A 14,718-nucleotide genomic window follows, 5' to 3' on the forward strand; every position below is an offset into this window, starting at 1 on the left:
TCATGGAATCGTTCGGTGTCATGAGCGTGCGGGTGGAAAAGCAGGGGCCAGTGACAACGGTGGTGCTGGCCCGTCCCGACGTGCGCAACGCCGTGGACGGGCCGACCGCGCGTGCGCTGGCCGAGGCGTTCCGCGCGTTCGACGCCGACGGTGAGGCGAGCGTGGCCGTGCTGTGGGGTGAGGGCGGCACGTTCTGCGCGGGTGCCGACCTGAAGGCGCTGGGCACCGAGCGCGGCAACCGGCTCGACGCGCCGAGCGCCGGGGCGTCGGCCCACGACGTGTCCCACGCCGCCGAGGGCCCGATGGGCCCGACCCGGATGCGGCTGTCCAAACCGGTCATCGCGGCGATCAGCGGGCACGCCGTCGCGGGCGGGCTCGAGCTCGCGATCTGGTGCGACCTGCGCGTCGCCGAGGAGGACGCCGTCCTCGGGGTGTTCTGCCGCCGCTGGGGCGTCCCCCTCATCGACGGCGGCACCGTACGCCTGCCGCGCCTGATCGGCGTGTCCAGGGCGGCGGACCTGATCCTGACCGGCCGTGCCGTTCCGGCGCCCGAGGCGTACGACATGGGCCTGGTGAACCGCGTCGTGCCGCCTGGCCGGGCGCGGGAGGCCGCGGAGGAGCTGGCCGCGCAGATCGCCGCGTTCCCGCAGGCCTGCCTCCGGCACGACCGCATGTCCCTCATCGAACAACAGGGGCTGGAGGAGGACGCCGCGATCTCCAATGAGTTCCGGCACGGCAGGTCCGTGTTCGGGGAGACCGGCCTGGCCGACGTCCAGCGGTTCCGCGACGGCGTGGGCCGCCACGGCTCGTTCGACGGCTGATCAGACCGACAGGGGTGTCCGCGAGGCCGTCGTCTTCGTGGTCGCGCCCGGGGTCGCCGACTGCGTGGGCGAGGTCGTCGAGGAGTTCGGGGACGTCGTCGTCGGGTTCGGCCCCGTGGTGGACGGCCCCGTCGGAGGGGTCGTCGGCGCGGTGGGCTGGGTGGTCGGCGCCGGAGGTTGCCAGGTCGGCGCCGGCGAGGGCGCCGGCACCGCCTTTCCGTCCTTGAGACGGGCGACGATGTCCTCGGCGGCGCTGCGGGTGAGGTTGCCGGTGATGAGCACCCGCCCCTTGGTGATGGGGGCGTCCACCCGGGGCGCGGCCACGACCTGCTCGCGGACGGTCAGCGCGAACGCCCGTCCCGCGGCGTTGCGGGTGAGGTTCTTCAGCGCCCGGCCGTCGGCGGGGGTCAGGCTGAGGGAGACGGCGTATCCGCCGGCCTTGGCCCGCTCGACGTGGATGTCGTTCACCCGCTTGATGGTGATGCCGGTCGCCAGCTCGTAGCAGACGGGGCCGATACTGCTCTGGCCCGCGATCCCCTGCACGCCGGCCGGGCACTGCTGGCCGGTGAGCTGCTGGGTGACGGGGTAGATCTTCAGCGGCGCGGGGAACTTCGCCGGGTGCTCCTGGGAGAACGCGACGATGAGCGTCCCGGTCAGCGCGATCGCGGCGATGATCAGCCACAGGATGAGGACGATCGCGATCAGCCCCGGCCGTGAGCCGCCACGCCGCGCGGTCCCCGCGGCCGACCTGCCGCCGGTGCCCCGTGTGGCACCCTCGGCCGGGCCACGATCCGACCGACCGCCGCCGCGCCGCCCGATCCGCATCACCGACCTCCGATCCTCCCCCGTGGAGGACGGTTCGCCGCCGCCGGCGGTTGTCGTGTCGGCGCGAACCGGCGGCATGGGGGCCGGAGTCGGCGGCAGCGGCCGCGTGGCGTCGCCCGCCGTCCCCACGGCAGGCCCGGTGGTCTTGGCACCGCTCGCCGGCGCCGGAGCGGACGAGGACGCGGGCAGCGGGCGCGTGGCGCCCGTCCCGGCACCGCTCGCCCGCGCGGGGGCGGTCTCGGCGCGGCCCGTCGATTCCGGGGCAGGTGGCGCCGCGCGTCCGGCCTCGGCGTCGTCGGCCGGCTCCGGGGAGTGCCCGTGCGGGGAGGCCGGTCGGCGGGCGGACCGGTGAACCGCGAACCTCAAGGTGTCGTCTCCTCCGCGTGGGGGGCGGGCGGAAGTCTCGCCTGGATCAGGTCATCGTTAAGTCAATCGCATCATGGGGAAGGCCCGGCGCGCCAGGGTCGTCGGCGCCGTCTCCCCGCCCTCCTCCGTCTCGCCGGCGGGGTCCCGCTCGATCGCTCCGGGACGACCATCCCATGTTTTCGCTGGTCTTGTCCGGGTAGCCGCCGAAAGCACGGCCCGGCCTCGCCCCGCGGGGAGCCCCGACGACGCCCGGAAGTCCTGGACTCCTTCATGTCCTGGGCCGGGCGTGAACTGCCGCCCGCGCTCCGGTCACGACCCCATCAGGTCGGCGTACTGGGAGCACTTCCGCTCGCGGGAGATGTTGATCGCCCAGCCCGGCGGAGGATTCTGGTAGTCCCAGCTGGGCTGGGTATCGCCGGGGCCCTTGTACGTCCAGCCGACGAGCTGTACCCGGCGGACGGCCGGCTGGGCGGTCCCGGAGCACACGATCTGGGCCATGATCAGGCGCGAGAGTGGCGTGTCGCGGTAGTAGTCGACGACGAGCAGGCCCTCGTGGAAGGTGATGTCGAGCAGGCTGATGTCGTCGACGGGGTTGCGCATGCCGCCCGCGACCTCCGTGGACGTCGCCCCGCGGCTCCACAGGTCGTACAGCGCGGCCTGTGGGGCGCCGGGGAACGCGACGCGGCGCACCGGGACGAGCCGCTCGCTGCGGGCCAGGTAGACGGTCGTCTGCGGCACGGCCTGCTGGGCCACGGCCGGTTCCCCCGCGCCGATCACCCCGGTCGGCCGCACCCCGCAGGCGGTCACCAGCGCGGCCAGGACGACGGGGACCACGAAGCGCAGGACTTGTCTCATTCGGTCTCCCTCCGCGGTCAGCCGGCCAGGTATCGACGGAACGAGGAACACCGCAGCGGTCGCCCTAGGACCGAGGCGCCCTGCTCGGCGAGCTGGACACGCTGGACGCCGGGCTGTGCCGTGCCGGAGCACACGATCTGGGCCCGGAGCAGGTCCGTCACCGGCCGGACGGAGGAGAACGAGGCCATCAGGACTCCCGGTGCGAGATCTCCCCTATTGAAGATCGCGTGGAACTCGTCGAGCTCCGCCAGCGGATTCGACATGCCCTGTGGGTCCTCCGGAACCTTGGCGCCCTGTTGCCACAGGGCGATCAGCGCGGCCTGTGGGGCGCCGGGGAACGCGACCCGGCGCACCGGGACGAGCCGCTCGCCCCGGGCCAGGTAGACGGTCGTCTGCGGGACGGCCTCCTGAGCCACGACCGGCGCTCCGGAACCGATCACCCCGGTCGGCCGCACCCCGCAGGCCGCCACCGGCGCCACCACGACGAGCGGGACCACACAACGCAGGGCTCGCCTCGTTCGGTCTCTCATGATCAACCCGCCAGGTATCGGCTGAAGTGCGAGCATTTCGGCGCCTGGACGTGGGCGGTGTGGATGTCGATCAGCCGCACGAGCCGCACGCCGGGCTGGGCGGCTCCGGAGCACACGATCTGCGCGCGAAGCAGGTCCGACACCGGCCCGCCGGACAAGAAGAAGACGGTGAGGGCCCCAGGCATGCTGGTATTGAAAACGACATCGAACTCCTTGAGGTCCGCCAGCGGATTCGACAACCCCTGTGCGGCCTCCGACACCCTGGGACCCTCCTGCCACAGCGCGGTCAACGCAGCCTGCGGAGTGCTGGGCAGCGCGACCCGGCGTACCGGCACCAGTTGTCCCTGCCGCGCCAGGTAGACGGTCGTCTGCGGCACGGCCTGCTGCGCCAATGCGGGATCTCCGGCACCCACCACGCCGGTCGGCCGCACCCCGCAGGCGGCGACGAGAAGCCCGGCGAGCAGCGGCAGACCATCGCGGACCCGTACGAACGGCAAGCCGTGACGGACCCGCGCGAGCCGCAGCCCCTGGCGGACCCGCGCGAGCCGCAGACCGTGGCAGGCCCGCGCAGGCGGCAGACCGTGGCGGAACCGCGCCAGCCGCAGGCCCTGGCGGACCCGCGCGGGCGGCAGGTCGTGGCGGGTCCGTGCGGGCGTCATGCGGTCTCCGCCGGGATGTCGGGGAGCCACAGCTCGAACGTCGTGCCCGTGTCCGTGTCCGTGTCGAGGAGGTGCAGCTCGCCGCCGTGCAGCTCGGCGTTGGCGCGGGCGATGGCCAGGCCCAGGCCGCTGCCCTCGCTCCGCGTCCGCGCGGCGTCGGCCTTGTAGAACCGTTCGAACACGTGCTTGCGCACGTCCTTGGGAATGCCGGGACCGCTGTCGGAGACGCGGAGCCGGATGCCGGGCCCGTTCGGCACGTACGAGCGGCGCAGCCGTACGGTGACCGGAGGTTCGCCGTGCCTGAGCGCGTTGCCGACCAGGTTGGCGAGGATCATGTCGAAGCGGCGCGGGTCGACGCGGGCGCGCAGCTCCGGGACGAGGTCTGTCTCCACCTTCTCCTGCCAGTCGCGCAGCCGCAGACTCTGCAGGACCAGCTGCGACACGTCCACGTCGTCCAGAACGAGCGCCGCCGCCCCGGCGTCGAACCTGCTGATCTCCAGCAGGTGACCGATCAGGGTGCGCAGCCGGCGCGTCTCCTCCGCCACGAGACCGGCGGCCGTCGCGGCGCTGCCGGTGGCCTCCTCCTCCAGCGCGTCGGTGACGGCGGTCATCGCGGTCAGCGGCGTGCGCAGCTCGTGGGACACGTCGGCCACGAAGCGGCGGGCCGAGCGTTCCATGTCGCGCAGCTCGGTGACGCTGGCCTCCAGGGCCTCGGCGCTGGAGTTGAAGATCCGGGCGAGGCGCGCCAGCTCGTCGCGGCCCCGGACCTCGACCCGCCCGTGCAGGTCTCCCGCGCCCAGTCCCTGGGCGGCGGCGGCCAGCCGCCGGACGGGCCGCAGCACGCTCCGCGCGGCGAGCAGGGCGAGCAACAGGGCCACGAAGACGGCCGCGCCGCCCCCGATGGCGACCGCCGTGGCCATCCGGTCGAGGTCGTCGCGTTCTCGCGTGAGGCTCACGATGACGTACGCCTCGATCGGGCTCGCGACGCGCGAACTGGTGGTCGGCAGGTAGACCGGCGTGCCGACGACCAGGTACGGAATGCCGTGGAAGCTGATCCGCTGGAAGTAGATCTGCTGTCCTCGCAGCGGCCGGGCGAGCTCGTCGTGGCGGCCCGCGCCGCGGACCGCGGCGATCAGTTTGGGCGGGATGCGGAGATGGGGGAATCTCGGGCCGCTCGTGGCCCATCCTCCGGGCTCGTTGCCGAGTACCCAGGACTGGCGGTCGGTCTGCCGGGCCAGCGCGTCACTGATCGGCTGGAGAAGGTCGGCGGTCAGCGTCATGTCGGGCAACTGCGTCGGCACGGTCTGGGCCAGGGTGGTCCGCACGTCGTTGACGACGGCGTTCTGCACCCGTTCGAGCACCGCCAGCCGTACGAGCCAGTAGGCGATCCCCGCGGTGATCGCCGAGGCCAGCAGCGCCACGGCGGCGAACGCCGCGACGAGCCGGGTGCGCAGGCCGATCATCGGGCGACGAAGCGGTAGCCGAAGCCGCGTACGGTCTCGATGAACTTCGGCCGGGACGGCACGTCCTCGACCTTCGACCGGACGCGCTGGACGGTGGCGTCCACGAGCCTGGAGTCGCCGAGGAAGTCGTGCTCCCAGACGGAGGCGAGGAGTTGCTGGCGGGTCAGCACCTGTCCCGGGTGGCGGGACAGCTCGAGGAGGAGCCGGAGCTCGGTCGCGGTGAGGTGCACGTCCTGGCCGGCCCGCCGCACCTTCATCGTTCCCCGGTCGATGACCAGGTCGCCGTAGGTGGAACGATCCCCCGGGTCGCGCTCGACCCGGCGCAGCACCGCCCGCAGCCGCGCGTCGAGCACGCGCGGCTCGACCGGTTTGACGACGTAGTCGTCGGCCCCGGCCTCCAGGCCGACGACCACGTCGATGTCGTCGCTGCGGGCGGTGAGCAGGATGATCGGCAGCGAGTCCTCGGCGCGGATCCGCCGGCAGACCTCGACCCCGTCGATGCCCGGGAGCATGACGTCGAGGATGACGAGCTCCGGACGCTGCGCGCGCACCTGCTCCAGCCCGAGTTCGCCGGTCTCCCGGGCGGTCACGGAGTGTCCGAGCCGGGACAGCGCGAACTCCAGAGCCGCCCGCGCGGAAGGGTCGTCCTCGACCAGCAAGATTGTCGCCACGGGGCCCATTATCAGGACCGGCGGCGCAGCGGTCAGAACAAAAGGATCATGTCACAACTCTGTGACAGGACGAACTTTTCCAGGCCGCCCAGGGTGCGGGGGCCGTTCCGGAGGCCGTGACCCGCCAGCCGACGGGGTGCCGTGGCCACGACGTCGCGGGCGTCGCACCACCCGTCACCGGCACGATCACCATGCAGGTCCCCGCCGGCGGCTGCCCGTTCGCCGCCTGGAAGAAGGTGAGCGGCGTCCACCAGACCTGGTACGCCTGCCGGACCCACACGCGCCACGTCAGGCTCGCGTCGACCGCCACCTTGCCGTACCCCGGACCGGCCCGGAAGATCGGCTCACGCGGCGGCAGCCAGGGCTTCGCGATGACGCTGACGGCGACGAGATTGAACGCCGCGAGCCCCACGGCGATCGTCCACGCCGAGCGGGGCGTGTACGCCACGGCGACCAGGACGCCCAGCAGCGCGAGTGCCGCCAGGGATGCCGTGCCGAGCCGCAGCGACGTCCAGTCCCAGGTCAGGAAGCACGTCTCGGGGAAGTCGAAGGCGATGAAGTTGTAGTCGGTGAGCCGGTCCCCGGCGTAGACCGCGGCGGACAGCCCCGCCCCCGCGCACACGACGCCCGCCGCGAGGGCGTACCCGACGCTGGACCGGCGCCGCCGCATGAGCACCGCGAGGCCGCACAGCGCGTGCGCCACGGCGAGACACGCCAGGTAACGGCCGTAGAAGTAGTTGCCGACCCGGTGCTCGTCCGGCAGTGCCGCCGAGGAGGCCAGGGCGGTTCCGAAGGTCGCGGCCAGCAGCACTCCGGACATGACCCGGGCGTCCGGGTCGCTCCAGCGCCGCCACAGCGTACGGGCGGCGGCGACCAGCCCGATCCCCGCCAGGCCCCACGTCGCGACGATGAGGTACCAGATCTGCCCGGCCGCGCCGAAGACCGCCCACTCCAGGCCGCCGACCGTGGTGAGCCGCGATGAGAGCAGCCCGCCGAGGTCGCGGACGCCGTGCGGATAGAGCGCGGCCCGCACCGCGCCGTTCAGCGCCCAGCCCGCGGCCGCCGCGGCGAAGGCGACGGCCCCCGAGACCAGCGCCGCCTTTACCGCCGGACGCCGCGTGACGAGACCGTACGTCACGACTCCCGCCACGACGAGCAGGTGCACGGCGAGGATCACGGTGCCGCGCGCGTGCGTCGTGTAGGTGTAGGCCGCCGCCAGGCTCGCCAGTGAACCGGCCACCGCCACGCGCCGCCCGTCCGTTTCCTGGAACCAGGCGCGGACGAACGAGTGCAGCGCCAGCAGCCAGCCGAGGACTAGGACCGGCAGCACCGCGTCGGTCAGCGCGAGCGGGCCGAACACCGTCGCCGCGGGCAGCAGCGCGGCGGCGAACGCGAGCACGTACGCGTGCGGCCGGGGCAGCCGCATCCGGCGCAGCGCGGCCACGGCCAGCGGGAAGATCGCGGCGCCGACGAGGGCGTTGATCCCCAGCACGATCCGGTAGCAGGTCTGCGGGTCGTGGCTCAGCCAGAACGCCGGGCTGACCAGCAGCGGGTACCCGCCCTGGTAAAAGGTGCTGCCCGACAGGTCGCCTCCCGGACCGCCCGCCAGCCACCGCGCGGCCAGCAGGTAGCCGCTCTCGTCGGGGAACGCCGCCGGGACGCTCTGCCCACCGGCGAGGACCAGCCGGATGCCGACCTGGGCCAGCCAGCCCGCCAGGACGAGCAGCGGCCAGGACGGCCGCCGCGTGCGGACCGACGGCGACGGCCGCGGCCGGTCCGGTGTCCGGACGTCGAGAGTGCTGGAAATGGTCATGCCGACCAAGATCGCGAGCGAGTGTCATGGCGTCGTCCGCGCGATGTCCGCGTTCTGTTACACGACGCTGGGGCCTGTCTCGAAGTCCCCGTCCGTAGCGAGCGGCGTCCAGGCGGCGCCTCGCAAGGCGGAGGAGGGAGTCAGCCCGGGTTTGGCTGGCGACCGACGACAACGCGGCGAGGCGCCGCCTGGACGCCGCGCAGTAGGACAGCGGGACTTCGAGATAGGCCCTAGGGTCTGGCTCATGAGGCGGGGACGGTGGGCGGCGGTCGTCGGTGTGGTGGCGGCGGTCGCCGGGGGCATCACCTGGGCGGCGTCGGGCGACACGCCGCGGGTACGGACGTTCGACCAGCGCATCCAGGTCGTGGACGGCCCGAAGAACGACCAGCACGTCGGCCTGGACACCACGTTCTTCGCGCCGGCCGGCGGGGGGCGCGCCCCGGCGGTGCTGCTCGCGCACGGGTTCGGCGGCAGCAAGGACGACACGCGGGACGAGGCCGAGCGGCTGGCACGGCACGGGTACGCCGTGCTCACCTGGTCGGCGCGCGGCTTCGGCCGCTCGGACGGCGAGATCACCCTCGACTCCCCCGACTACGACGTGAAGGACGTCCGGCAGCTGATCGACTGGCTGGCCCGCCGTCCGGAGGTGCGCCTCGACGGCCCCGGCGATCCCCGCGTCGGGCTCGCCGGCCAGTCGTACGGCGGCGGGATCAGCCTGCTGTCCGCCGCGTACGACCGGCGTATCGACGCCATCGCCCCGCAGATCACCTGGTACGACCTGGCCGACTCGCTGTTCCCCGACGCCACGGGCAAGGGCGCCGCGAATGGCGTGTTCAAGAAGGTCTGGGCGGGCGTCTTCTTCACCGGCGGCGCGTCGTCCACAGCCTGTGGACGATTCCTGCCGTCGCTGTGCGCGATGTACCAGAAGGTCGCCGAGACCGGGCGGCCCACACCGGAGGCGGTCGCGACCCTGCGCCGGTCCAGCCCGTCGTCCGTGGCCGGCCGGATCCACGTGCCCACGCTCCTCGTCCAGGGCCAGGCGGACTCTCTGTTCCCCCTCGACCAGGCCGACGGCAACGCCCGCGCGGTCACCGGCGCACCGGTCAAGGTGGTCTGGTTCCAGGGCGGTCACGACGGCGGCGACCCGGAGACCGCGCGCATCCGCGGCCTCGTCACCGGCTGGTTCGACCGCTACCTGAAGGGCGGGCCCGCGTCGGCCTCGGGCGGATCCGGGTCGGGGTCCGGCGGGTCCGGGTCGGCATCCGGTGGCTTCACCGTCACCCGTACCGGCGGCATCGACTCCTCCACCCAGCGCGTCGTCGTCACCGCCGCGACCGCGCCCCGCTACCCCGGCCTGTCCGGGACCGCCCGCCGTACGCTCCCGCTCGACGGGCAGGAGCAGACGATCCAGAACCCGGCCGGCGGCTCCCCAGCGTCGATCTCCACCCTGCCGGGCCTCGGCGCGCTCGGCGGCGTGAGCGGCTTGGGCACGGGCGGCGTCCAGCTCGACATGCCCGGCCAGTCGGCGGCGTTCGACACCGAGCCGCTCGACGCGCCCGTGCAGCTGACCGGGTCGGCGCGGGTACGCGTCCGGGTCGCCGGCGGCCCCGCGACGCTGTTCGCGAAGGTGTACGACGTCGGGCCGGACGGCCAGGCCGAACCCGCCCGCCGCCTCGCCGCGCCCCTGAACGTCACCGGCACGGCGGACGTCGCGCTGCCACCCATGGACCACCGCTTCGACCAGGGACACCGCATCCGCGTGGTCTTCGGCACCACCGACATGGGATACGCCTCACCGGCACGACCCGCCTCGTACCGGGTGTCCGTGGACTCCCCGCTGACCGTCCCCGTCGACCCGGCGCTGCGCACGCCACCGACGCCGCTGCCCTGGTGGGTCTGGGGATTCCCGGCGATCGCCGTGGCCGCGGCCGTGGCACTGGTCGCCACCGGGCGCGGGCGGCGCCGACGCGGCGGCGAGCGCGGCGACCCCGCGGTGCCGCTGGAGATCGCCGGGCTGACCAAGCGGTACAAGAACGGCCACCTCGCCGTGGACGACCTGTCCTTCCGCGTCGAACCCGGACAGGTCTGCGGCCTGCTCGGCCCGAACGGCGCGGGCAAGACGACCACCCTCCGCATGCTCATGGGCCTGATCCACCCCGACGCCGGCCAGATCCGCATCTTCGGCGAGCCCGTACGCCCCGGGGCGCCGGTGCTGTCCCGGCTCGGCTCGTTCGTCGAGGGACCCGGCTTCCTGCCCCACCTTTCCGGCCGCGACAACCTGGAGCTGTACTGGAAGGCCGCCGGACGCGGCGAGGCGTACCTCGACGAGGCTCTGCGCATCGCCGGGCTCGGCGACGCGATCCGCCGTCCCGTCCGCACCTACTCCCAGGGCATGCGGCAGCGGCTCGCCATCGCCCAGGCCATGCTCGGCCTGCCCGACCTGCTCGTCCTCGACGAGCCGACCAACGGCCTGGACCCGCCGCAGATCGCCGAGATGCGCGAGGTCCTCGTGCGGTACGCCGCCGAGGGCCGGACCGTCATCATCTCGAGTCACCTGCTCGCCGAGGTCGAACAGACCTGCACCGACGTCGTCGTGATGCACCGCGGCACGCTCGTCGCCGCCGGCCCCGTCGCCGAGATCGCCGGCCACGACGGCTCCGTCCTGATCGGCACCCCGGAGGTCGACCGCGCCATGAGCGTGCTGACCGTACTCGAGGGCGTCGACGGCGCGGAGCCGTACGACCCCGGCGTCCTGGTGCACCTGAACGGCTCCGCGCCGTCGGCCGTCGTCGCGACGCTCGTCGCCGCCGGCGTCCCGGTGGACCGCGTGATGCCCCACCGCCGCCTGGAGGACGCGTTCCTCGCCCTTATCGGGGAGAGCTCGTGAGCGAAGATCTCGCCTACCGCAGGCGCCGGACGCTGCCGCTGCGCGTCGAGGCCGTCCGGCAGTTCCGTCGGCGCCGGACCTGGCTCGCCTTCGCGGTGCTCCTCGTCCTGCCCTGGGTGCTCGCCGCCGCGTTCAAGATCGGCGGCTCGCCGTCAGGGAACGACGCCAACACCCCCGGGCTCGTCACGGTCGCGACGGCCGGCGCGCTGAACTTCACCGCGTTCACGCTGTTCGCGTCGGCGGGCTTCCTGCTCGTGGTCGCGGTGGCGCTGTTCTGCGGCGACACCGTCGCGAGCGAGGCGGGCTGGGCATCCCTGCGCTACCTGCTCGCCGCCCCGGTGCCGCGCGCTCGACTGCTGCGCCAGAAGCTCATCGTCGCCCTCGCGTACGCGGCACTGGCCGTCGTCAGCCTGCCCGTGATGGCGATGATCACCGGGATCTACGTCTTCGGCTGGGCCCGCCTGCGGGTCCCCGCCGGCGACGTCGCCCTGCCCAACGACACCGCGCTGACCCGGATGCTGATCATCGTCGGCTACATTCTGGCCTCGGAGCTCGTCGTCGCGGCGCTCGCCTTCCTGCTGTCGGTCACCACCGACTCGCCCCTCGGCGCGGTCGGCGGCGCGGTGGGCCTTGTCATCGTCAGCAACATCATCGACGCGGTCACCGCACTCGGGCACTGGCGGGAGTTCCTGCCGACGCACTGGATGTTCGCCTGGACCGACGCCCTTCAACCTCACCTGGAATGGACCGGAATGCTCAAGGGCACGGCCCTGTCCGCGTCGTACGCCACCGTGTTCATCGCCCTGGCCGTCCGCCGTTTCCGCGCCAAGGACATCGTCAGCTGACCCCGGACCCCAGGGCCTGTCTCGAAACCCCGCTGTCCTCCTGCGCGGCTTCGAGGCAAGCTAGGCGACGACCGCGAGCAGTGCCGTGACGGCCGTGGTGAGCTCCGGGTGGCCGCTCACCGTCGAGCGCCCGCGGGCCTGCTCCACGGTGATGCCTCTGGTCGCCAGCCGCCAGAAGGTGTCCTGGTCCATCGAGACGCGCGCGGCCGGCTCCCCGGCGGGCTCGGCCATCCGCCATCGCCCGCCTTGCCGGACCGCGCCCCATTGTCCGCCCGCCGGTCCGACCACCTCCAGGTGCGTCGTGGTGCCGTCCGGCCGGTCGTGCGTCCGCAGGGTGTACGGCAGGGCGCGCGCGAAGACGTCCAGCACCGGAGCCATGAGGCCGGGTTCGGTGGCACCCGGGATGGAGACGGCGTCGCGCACCTGCTGCTGGTGGACCCAGAACTCGGTGTACTCACGGCCGATGTCGAGCCAGGTGGGGCTGTCCAGGTCGGTGGCGGCCCAGGACACGTTCACGTCGGCAGGGGCCAGGAGATCCCGCGCCGCCCACATGGCGTCCAGCCGCGGCCCCAGGTGAGCCAGTAGCTCGATCATCAGTTGCGGGCTGAGCTGCCGGGACGCCCGGACGAACTCCTCATTGACGCGTGCCAGGTAGACGGGAAGCGTCTCGTCATCGGCGAACACCGCGCCGCCGTACCCGTCACGGCCGCCGGACAGCCGGCGGGTGAAGTCGTTGAGCACATGACCGACGACATCGTGCACATCCCAGCCGGGACACACGGTCGGCCTGGCCCAATCGGCGGGGCCCAGCGCGCGGAGAAGCTCGAGCATGGCCTCCCGTTCACGCGGGAACAGGGGACGAACGTCGACGGCCGGGCCAAAGATCACCATGACGTGACCCTAGTGACCGTCGTCTTGGCCTTCACGGGCTTTTTCCGGTGGCGCGGTCAGCGGGCTCTCCCGCCACTCCGCGATCCGGGTAGTGGCGTCCTCGACGGTCGACGGGTAGCCCAGCTGTGTCAGGAGCTCGGCGATCACCGAGGCGTCCACGGCGTCTCTGATCAGGACGTCCATTCGTCCCTCCTCCCCTTCCCGGAGCGTTTCATACGGCCGTGTGCCCGGACGAGACGGCGGCGGAAGTATCGCGGCGCGATGGCCGACCGCGTGTGGGCTCTGATGGCTTCTTGACGTGCGGCGCGGGTTCTGCGTTGAATGTCGTCGGTGCCGCGTGGCGTACGCAAGAGTGCCCTGACGAAGGACAGCAGGCCAGACCGCGTACGAGTAGGCGAGCACCGGGAGAGCCCGAAGGGGATGATGCAGGTGGCCGCCTACCGCATGGATCGCGCCTAGCCGCATCCGACGCCGTTCGCGTCGTTCCTGGCCTGCGCCCTTGCCTGAGCGCCGTTTCCCGAACGCCGTGAGCTGAACGCGTCGTATCACCCGCGCCCGTCGTCCCTCGGGGCCGTCGCCTTTCGCTGCTTCGCCGCTGCCGTTCGTCGAACGGGCGCGCCATTTCCGCCATTCGTTCGTCGTTCATTCCGTCATGCGGCAACGCAGCGAAGGAGAGTTTTGACCACACCGTTCAATCAGCAGGTCATCGAGGAGTTCCGCGCCAACCATGGGCGCGTGGGCGGCATGTTCGAGGGGGCCCGGCTGATCCTGCTCACCACGACGGGCGCGCGCACCGGCCGCCCCCACACCACCCCCGTCGGTTTCCTGTCCGACCCCGACCGGCTGCTGGTGATCGCGTCGGCGGGCGGCGCGGATCGGCACCCGGCCTGGTACCACAACCTGGTGGCCGACCCCCGCGTCACCGTCGAGACCGGCCAGCTCACGCTGGAAGCCGACGCGGTCGTGCTCGAGGGAGCCGAGCGCGAGGAGATCTGGGCACGCGCCGTCGAGTCCGACCCGGGCTGGGCTCAGTACCAGCGGAATACCGCACGGATCATCCCCGTCGTCGCGCTGCACCTGGACGGCGATGATGCGCGACTCGTGCTGAACGCTTCGCAGAGGCAGGAGGACCGCTTGAGGGTCAACCGCGTCACCGGCCCCGACACCTTCGACACCGTCCTCACCTCGCTGAGCGCGGGCCCGCCGCCGCTGCCGCCCGGCGCCGACACCGCCGAGCCGTTCGCGCTGCCCGTGCCCGGCCGCTGGGCGAACGCCTCGGGCCGCGCGCCGCAGGAGGCGGGCGTCGTGCTGTACGTGCACGGCGGCGGCTTCGAGCAGCGCATGCCCGAGTTCGAGCACCCGATGGCCTACCACCTGTCGAAGGCGGTCGGCCGCCCGGCGTTCAACGTGGACTACTCGCTGGCCCCCGAGCATCCCTTCCCGGTCGCGCACGACGAGGTGGTCACCGCGTACCGCGCGCTGCTGGCCGAGGGCGTACCGGCCGAACGGACGGTGCTGTTCGGTGAGTCGTCGGGCGCGACTCTCGTACTGGAGATGCTGCTCACGCTGCGCGCGGAGGGCGTGCCGCTCCCGGGCGCGGTGGTGACGGTCTCACCGATCACGGACTTCACGTTGACGAACCCGTCGATCGACGCCCCGGCGGGCCGGGACGTCGTCGGCCGGGAGGTCCTGGAGCACGTCATCGGCCAGTACCTGAACGGGCGACCGAACGACCAGGCACCACAGTCGCCCATCCACGGCGACCTGGCCGGCCTGCCACGCATGCTCCTGGTGGTCGGCGGCGTCGAGGCCCTGCTGGACGACTCCCGGCGTTACGCCGAGGCGGCGGCCGAAGCGGGCGTCGAGGTCACGCTGGACATCTACGAGGGCATGCCGCACGCGTTCCACATCGCGGTCCTGCCGGACCCGCAACTCCCGGTGGGTGTCACCTTCCTGAAGCGCCTGTCCGCCTGGCTGGGCGCGGACCGGTAGCGCGGACCGGTAGCGCGAACGCGGCGACCGGCGGAACACATCCGCCGGTCGCCGCGGCCGGTCACGAGGGCGGCCGTCGCCGGATTGATCGCGTCGATAG

At 72.8% G+C, this 14,718-nt stretch carries 13 protein-coding genes; 4 read left to right on the forward strand and 9 right to left on the reverse strand.

The genetic code is table 11. From position 1 onward, the window contains the following. Positions 1–20: 20 nt before the first annotated feature. Positions 21–821, forward strand: a complete 801-nt coding sequence (locus tag ACQP2O_RS48950; RefSeq protein WP_433176601.1) for a crotonase/enoyl-CoA hydratase family protein — start codon at positions 21–23, stop codon at positions 819–821. Here ACQP2O_RS48950 and ACQP2O_RS48955 read toward each other — a convergent pair whose 3' ends face one another. From ACQP2O_RS48955 to ACQP2O_RS48985, 7 genes are all read right to left on the reverse strand, one after another. Beyond that, positions 822–2,012 carry a SecDF P1 head subdomain-containing protein gene (locus ACQP2O_RS48955; RefSeq protein WP_433176605.1) on the reverse strand — a complete coding sequence of 397 codons (1,191 nt, stop codon included), beginning with the start codon at positions 2,010–2,012 and terminating at the stop codon, positions 822–824. 309 nt (positions 2,013–2,321) lie between these two features. After that, the gene (locus ACQP2O_RS48960; RefSeq protein WP_433176607.1) at positions 2,322–2,867 is read right to left on the reverse strand and encodes a hypothetical protein; all 546 of its coding nucleotides are present in this window, start codon (positions 2,865–2,867) and stop codon (positions 2,322–2,324) included. 17 nt (positions 2,868–2,884) lie between these two features. Next, positions 2,885–3,397, reverse strand: coding sequence for a hypothetical protein (locus tag ACQP2O_RS48965; protein WP_433176609.1), 513 nt, complete (start codon positions 3,395–3,397; stop codon positions 2,885–2,887). 2 nt (positions 3,398–3,399) lie between these two features. After that, positions 3,400–4,056, reverse strand: coding sequence for a hypothetical protein (locus ACQP2O_RS48970; protein WP_433176611.1), 657 nt, complete (start codon positions 4,054–4,056; stop codon positions 3,400–3,402). Then, on the reverse strand, positions 4,053–5,519 hold the full coding sequence (locus tag ACQP2O_RS48975; RefSeq protein ID WP_433176613.1) for an ATP-binding protein: 1,467 nt from the start codon (positions 5,517–5,519) through the stop codon (positions 4,053–4,055). Before ACQP2O_RS48975 ends, ACQP2O_RS48970 begins: the two co-directional genes overlap by 4 nt. Continuing rightward, positions 5,516–6,190: a response regulator gene (locus ACQP2O_RS48980; protein WP_433176615.1), complete on the reverse strand. Its 675-nt coding sequence runs from the start codon at positions 6,188–6,190 to the stop codon at positions 5,516–5,518. Before ACQP2O_RS48980 ends, ACQP2O_RS48975 begins: the two co-directional genes overlap by 4 nt. Positions 6,191–6,236: 46 nt before the next feature. Further along, a complete protein-coding gene (locus ACQP2O_RS48985; protein WP_433176617.1) occupies positions 6,237–8,003 on the reverse strand; it encodes a hypothetical protein in 1,767 nt (588 codons plus the stop codon). A gap of 244 nt (positions 8,004–8,247) precedes the next feature. Between ACQP2O_RS48985 and ACQP2O_RS48990 the strand changes: the two genes are divergently transcribed. Both ACQP2O_RS48990 and ACQP2O_RS48995 read left to right on the forward strand, forming a co-directional pair. After that, positions 8,248–10,890: an alpha/beta fold hydrolase gene (locus ACQP2O_RS48990; protein WP_433176619.1), complete on the forward strand. Its 2,643-nt coding sequence runs from the start codon at positions 8,248–8,250 to the stop codon at positions 10,888–10,890. Continuing rightward, positions 10,887–11,735, forward strand: a complete 849-nt coding sequence (locus ACQP2O_RS48995) for an ABC transporter permease (RefSeq protein WP_433176621.1) — start codon at positions 10,887–10,889, stop codon at positions 11,733–11,735. Before ACQP2O_RS48990 ends, ACQP2O_RS48995 begins: the two co-directional genes overlap by 4 nt. Positions 11,736–11,795: 60 nt before the next feature. Here the strand turns inward: ACQP2O_RS48995 and ACQP2O_RS49000 are convergent, their stop codons facing one another. Then, positions 11,796–12,626 carry a maleylpyruvate isomerase family mycothiol-dependent enzyme gene (locus ACQP2O_RS49000; RefSeq protein ID WP_433176623.1) on the reverse strand — a complete coding sequence of 277 codons (831 nt, stop codon included), beginning with the start codon at positions 12,624–12,626 and terminating at the stop codon, positions 11,796–11,798. A 9-nt stretch (positions 12,627–12,635) separates the two neighbouring features. After that, positions 12,636–12,809 (reverse strand): hypothetical protein, encoded by a 174-nt coding sequence (locus tag ACQP2O_RS49005; protein ID WP_433176625.1) that lies wholly within the window; start codon positions 12,807–12,809, stop codon positions 12,636–12,638. Between the two features lie 495 nt (positions 12,810–13,304). On the opposite strand from ACQP2O_RS49005, the gene ACQP2O_RS49010 reads away from it, so the two are divergent. Then, complete coding sequence (locus tag ACQP2O_RS49010) at positions 13,305–14,618, forward strand: nitroreductase/quinone reductase family protein (protein ID WP_433176627.1); 1,314 nt, start codon at positions 13,305–13,307, stop codon at positions 14,616–14,618. Positions 14,619–14,718: the final 100 nt, after the last annotated feature.

It is taken from the genome of Actinoallomurus sp. CA-150999, from assembly GCF_050942425.1.
Lineage (GTDB): Bacteria > Actinomycetota > Actinomycetes > Streptosporangiales > Streptosporangiaceae > Actinoallomurus.